We start from the raw sequence: 3,997 nt of genomic DNA on the forward strand, positions 1-3,997 counted from the left end.
TCGTGCACATTGCCCTTGCGATGCAGCCACGCCGCGGCGATGCGCCCGTTCGGGCCGTCCTCCTCGGCATACTCGGTCAGGCGGAAGCCCAGCCGGGCATAAAAATCCATGGTGTCCTGCACCTCGGCGGCGAACACGTTGAAATGATCGAGCCGCTGCGGATGGCAACCCTTGTAGAGATCGTAGCGGCGCAACAGATGCGGGCGCTTTTCCATCGACGCGTAAAGTTCGATCTGGAAGCCGAAGGGGTCGGTGAACTGCAGCGTGCGGCCCTGGAACGGCTGGTCGGCGAAGGCGTAGGTGATGCCGTTCTCCGAAAAAAAGCTGGCGGCCTTGTCGAGGTCGGCTTCGTTGCCGACCTTGAAGCCGAGCCGATTGCAGGCCGGAACATCGGCCCGGCGCAGCACCAGCGAATGATGCTGATGCTCCTCGCTGCCGCGCAGATAGACGGCGGTGTCATCGGCATCCTCGACATGCAGCCCCACGGCAGTCTCGTAAAACTCGCGGCTGAGCCTGAGGTCGGTCACATCAAGCACCGCATGGCTGCAGCGAATGATGTTGAATGGCGGATCGAAGACGTGCTTTGGAATGGGCATGGGGTTTCCTCCGGTCATTCCGGGGCGATGCGCAGCATCTAATCCGGAATCTCGAGGTTCCGGGTTCGCGCTTTGCGCGCCCCGGAACGACGTGATCATCAAATTCCCAGTCGCTGAATCCTGTGCGTGCCCCGCGCCAGCGAGACGTGCTTGGTTTCCATGTAGACGTCGAACGAATAATCGCCGCCGTCGCGGCCGATCCCGGAGGCCTTCATGCCGCCGAACGGGGTCGGCAGATGGCGGACGTTTTCCGAGTTGAGCCAGATCATGCCCGCCTCCAGCGCATCCGCGACGCGCAAGGCGCGGCCCATGTCGCCCGTCCAGACATAGCCGGTCAGGCCGTATTTCACGTCGTTGGCGATCGCGATCGCGTCGCTCTCGTCGCGGAAGGCAATCACGGTCAAAAACGGGCCGAACACCTCCTCCTGCGCGATCCGCATCTTGCCATTAGCGCCGGTCACCAGCGTCGGCTGCACGTAATGGCCGCCGCCCGGCCCGTCATGCACGCTGCCGCCCACGGCAATGGTAGCGCCGTCCTGGCGCGCGACGTCGAAATAGGTGCATACCTTTTCCAGATGCCGCACATGGATGAGGGGGCCGATCTCGGTTGCGGGATCCAGGGGATGGCCGACCTTCAGCGCCTTCACCCGCGCCGCAAGCTTCTCGATGAAGCGGTCGGCAATGCTCTGCTGAATCAGTAGCCGCGACGACGAGGTGCAGCGCTCGCCATTCAGCGAGTAGATCATGAACACGACGGCGTCGAGCGCGCGCTCGATATCGGCATCGTCGAACACGATGACCGGGTTCTTGCCGCCGAGCTCGAAATGCACGCGCTTCAGGTTCGGCGCGCCCTGTGCCATGATCGCCGAACCGGTCGCGCTCTCGCCGACAAAGCCGATCGCCTTGATTGCGGGGTGCTCGGTCAGCGCCTTGCCGGCCTCTTCACCGAATCCGTGAACGGTGTTGAGCACGCCATCGGGAATGCCAGCCTGCTTCACGAGCTTGGCAAGGAGATCGGCGGTGACCGGCGACCATTCCGCGGGCTTGTGCACGACAGTGCAGCCGGCCGCCAGCGCCGGCGCAATCTTCCAGGTCGACAGCATGAACGGCGTATTCCACGGCGTGATCACGCCGACCGGCCCGATCGGCACGCGGGTGGAGACGTTCCAGTGCTCCTCGCTCGGCGTGTTCAGGCCGTCGCGGGCCTCCGTGCACTTGTCGGCGAAGAAGCGGAAGTTTTCCGCAGCCCGGATCGCGGCCTTGGCCATGAAGCGATGGGCCTGCCCGGTGTCGACGCATTCGAGCACCGCGATGTCGTCGGCGCGGTCCTCGATCGCGTCCGCTACCCGATGCAGGAGTTTTCGGCGCATCGATGCCGGCATGTCCCGCCAGGGTTTGAAGGCGAGCGCGGCCGCGGTCGCCGCGCGGTCCACATCCTCAGCGTTGCCGCGCGCCACCGATGCGAGAACCGCGCCGTCGATCGGCGAAGTGGTCTCAAACGTCTCACCCGAGATCGAGGCCACCACCCTGCCGCCAATCATGTGGCCGATGCCGTCCGCGCGCAGCGCCTTGAGCAGTGGCGCGACACGATCGAGATTGGCCTGGTAAAGATCGGTTTTCGGCGTGACCTTATCCATGCACCGCCTCCGCTTTCAAAGCCTCATGAATGTTGTTGCGCTTGAAGCTGGTTTCCTTGTCGTTGATCTGCATGTCGAACGACAGCGCGAACTTGCTGCTGGCAAACACAGGATCCAGATAGGCGGACAGCGCGCGAAAAATATGTTCGCCCGCCTTCTTGCGTGCGGCGAGGTCGCGGCCTTCGCCGAGCCGCAGCAGCATCGCGAGGAACGCATGGTCGTTGCGGCCGTCGGCGATCGCGTAATGCTTGCAGGCGATCGCGCGCACGCGAATGCCGCCGACGGGAAAGATACCGGTTTCCACCGCCGCTCGGCGTACGGTCTCGCAGACCTCGCTCATGGCTACCGTCTCTTCGAGGTTGGCGGAATATTCGATTGTGAAATGGGGCATGGCCGGATTTCTCCCGTCGATCAAAGCTCAAGCGAAGTGACAGCTCATCGAGCCGTAAGGGCCGTAATCGGCCTGGATCGTGGCGAAAAGAGATGCGAGAAATGATTAACATGTTAAATTATGGTGATCAAACGCATTGTGCGTTATTGCATTGCAAAATGTTCGACGGTGACGGACGAGTGACGATGTCGCGCAAGACGGATGCTTCACTTTCGCAGGGCGCCGAGCGGCGCGTGCCGATGCGGGATTTCTCCCGCTCCTTGCCGATGTCGCTGCTCCGCGCACGCGAGGCGGTGATGCGGCAGTTTCGGCCATCATTGCGTAATCACGGCCTGACCGAACAGCAATGGCGCATCCTGCGCGCGCTGGCGGCGATCGAGGCCGTCGAAGTGTCGGAGCTTGCGCGCATGGCTTTTCTGCTCGGCCCCAGTCTCTCGCGCATCCTCAGGGATCTTGAGGCGCGCCAGCTGATCGAACGGCGGACCGATCCGGCGGACCAGCGCCGCGGTGTGGTGTCGATTTCCGCCAAGGGTCTCAAGCTGATGGCCGCGGTGGCGCCGACGTCGGAGGCGATCTATGCGGCGATCACAAAGCGCTACGGCGCCCGCAAGCTCGCCGAACTGCAGGAGATGCTGGCAGCGTTGGAGCAGAGCCTTTCCGGGATGGAACAGGGCGCCGTTGCGGACGAGGAAGACGCCTGAGTGAGTGCATTTTTGCATGATGCTCATCCAGGGGTCTGCGATGGACAGGCATGTCTTTTTCCGCTCAAAGTGCCGGCCCGGCCGATGACGAAAATCGGCGATAGGAAGGAAAACCGGGCTGCTCCCATCGGCGCGAGCCCAAGGGAATAAAGACCCGATATGGTCATCATCAAGGTCGAAAACCTCATCGATTTCGTTGCCGATGTTTTTGCCCACGCGGAGTCTGCGCCGGAGGAGGCGCGGCGCATTGCGAGCTATCTTGCGACCGCCAACCTGACCGGCCATGACAGCCACGGTGTGATCCGCGTGCCGGTCTACATCCGCTGGAAGAAGATGGGCTCGGTGGTGCCGAACCAGACCGCGGAGGTCGTGGTCGATACGCCCTCGCTCGCGGTGGTCGACGGCAAGTTCGGCTATGGCCAGACGGTGGCGCCGGTCGCGGTGAAGATCGGCATTGAGAAATGCAAGAAAGCCGGGCTTGCGGCCGTCGCGCTGCGCAATGCCGGCCATATCGGCCGGGTCGGCGACTGGGCCGAGATGGCGGCGGCCGAGGGCCTGGTGTCGGTGCATTTCGTCAATGCGGCGGGCTCGCTGCTGGTCGCCCCGTTCGGCGGCGTCGAAAAGCGTCTGTCGACGGCGCCCTACTGCGTCGGCATTCCGCGCCAAGGCGAA

At 63.4% G+C, this 3,997-nt stretch carries 5 protein-coding genes; 2 read left to right on the plus strand and 3 right to left on the minus strand.

The window, feature by feature from the left end:
- The 3 genes from JOZ76_RS35980 to JOZ76_RS35990 all read right to left on the minus strand — a co-directional run.
- Window positions 1–596 (minus strand): VOC family protein (locus JOZ76_RS35980; RefSeq protein WP_291706123.1); only part of this gene is annotated, 596 nt, incomplete at its 3' end.
- Window positions 597–694: 98 nt separating this feature from the next.
- Window positions 695–2,233: a 5-carboxymethyl-2-hydroxymuconate semialdehyde dehydrogenase gene (gene hpaE / locus JOZ76_RS35985; RefSeq protein ID WP_291706124.1), complete on the minus strand. Its 1,539-nt coding sequence runs from the start codon at window positions 2,231–2,233 to the stop codon at window positions 695–697.
- Window positions 2,226–2,624 (minus strand): 5-carboxymethyl-2-hydroxymuconate Delta-isomerase, encoded by a 399-nt coding sequence (locus tag JOZ76_RS35990; protein ID WP_291706125.1) that lies wholly within the window; start codon window positions 2,622–2,624, stop codon window positions 2,226–2,228. Before JOZ76_RS35990 ends, hpaE begins: the two co-directional genes overlap by 8 nt.
- A gap of 185 nt (window positions 2,625–2,809) precedes the next feature.
- Between JOZ76_RS35990 and hpaR the strand changes: the two genes are divergently transcribed.
- Both hpaR and JOZ76_RS36000 read left to right on the plus strand, forming a co-directional pair.
- Entirely contained in the window at window positions 2,810–3,325 is a 516-nt protein-coding gene (hpaR, locus tag JOZ76_RS35995) for a homoprotocatechuate degradation operon regulator HpaR (protein ID WP_291706126.1), read from the plus strand.
- Between the two features lie 159 nt (window positions 3,326–3,484).
- The coding region (locus tag JOZ76_RS36000; protein ID WP_291706127.1) for an Ldh family oxidoreductase at window positions 3,485–3,997 on the plus strand (513 nt) is incomplete at its 3' end.

The sequence above is a fragment of the Bradyrhizobium sp. genome (assembly GCF_019244115.1).
In the GTDB taxonomy this organism is placed as follows: domain Bacteria; phylum Pseudomonadota; class Alphaproteobacteria; order Rhizobiales; family Xanthobacteraceae; genus Bradyrhizobium.

Coding starts and splice junctions, on each gene's coding strand:
- hpaE (WP_291706124.1), bottom strand. CDS start 2,233: ATGGATAAGGTCACGCCGAAAACCGATCTTTACCAGGCCAATCTCGAT.
- JOZ76_RS35990 (WP_291706125.1), bottom strand. CDS start 2,624: ATGCCCCATTTCACAATCGAATATTCCGCCAACCTCGAAGAGACGGTA.
- hpaR (WP_291706126.1), top strand. CDS start 2,810: ATGTCGCGCAAGACGGATGCTTCACTTTCGCAGGGCGCCGAGCGGCGC.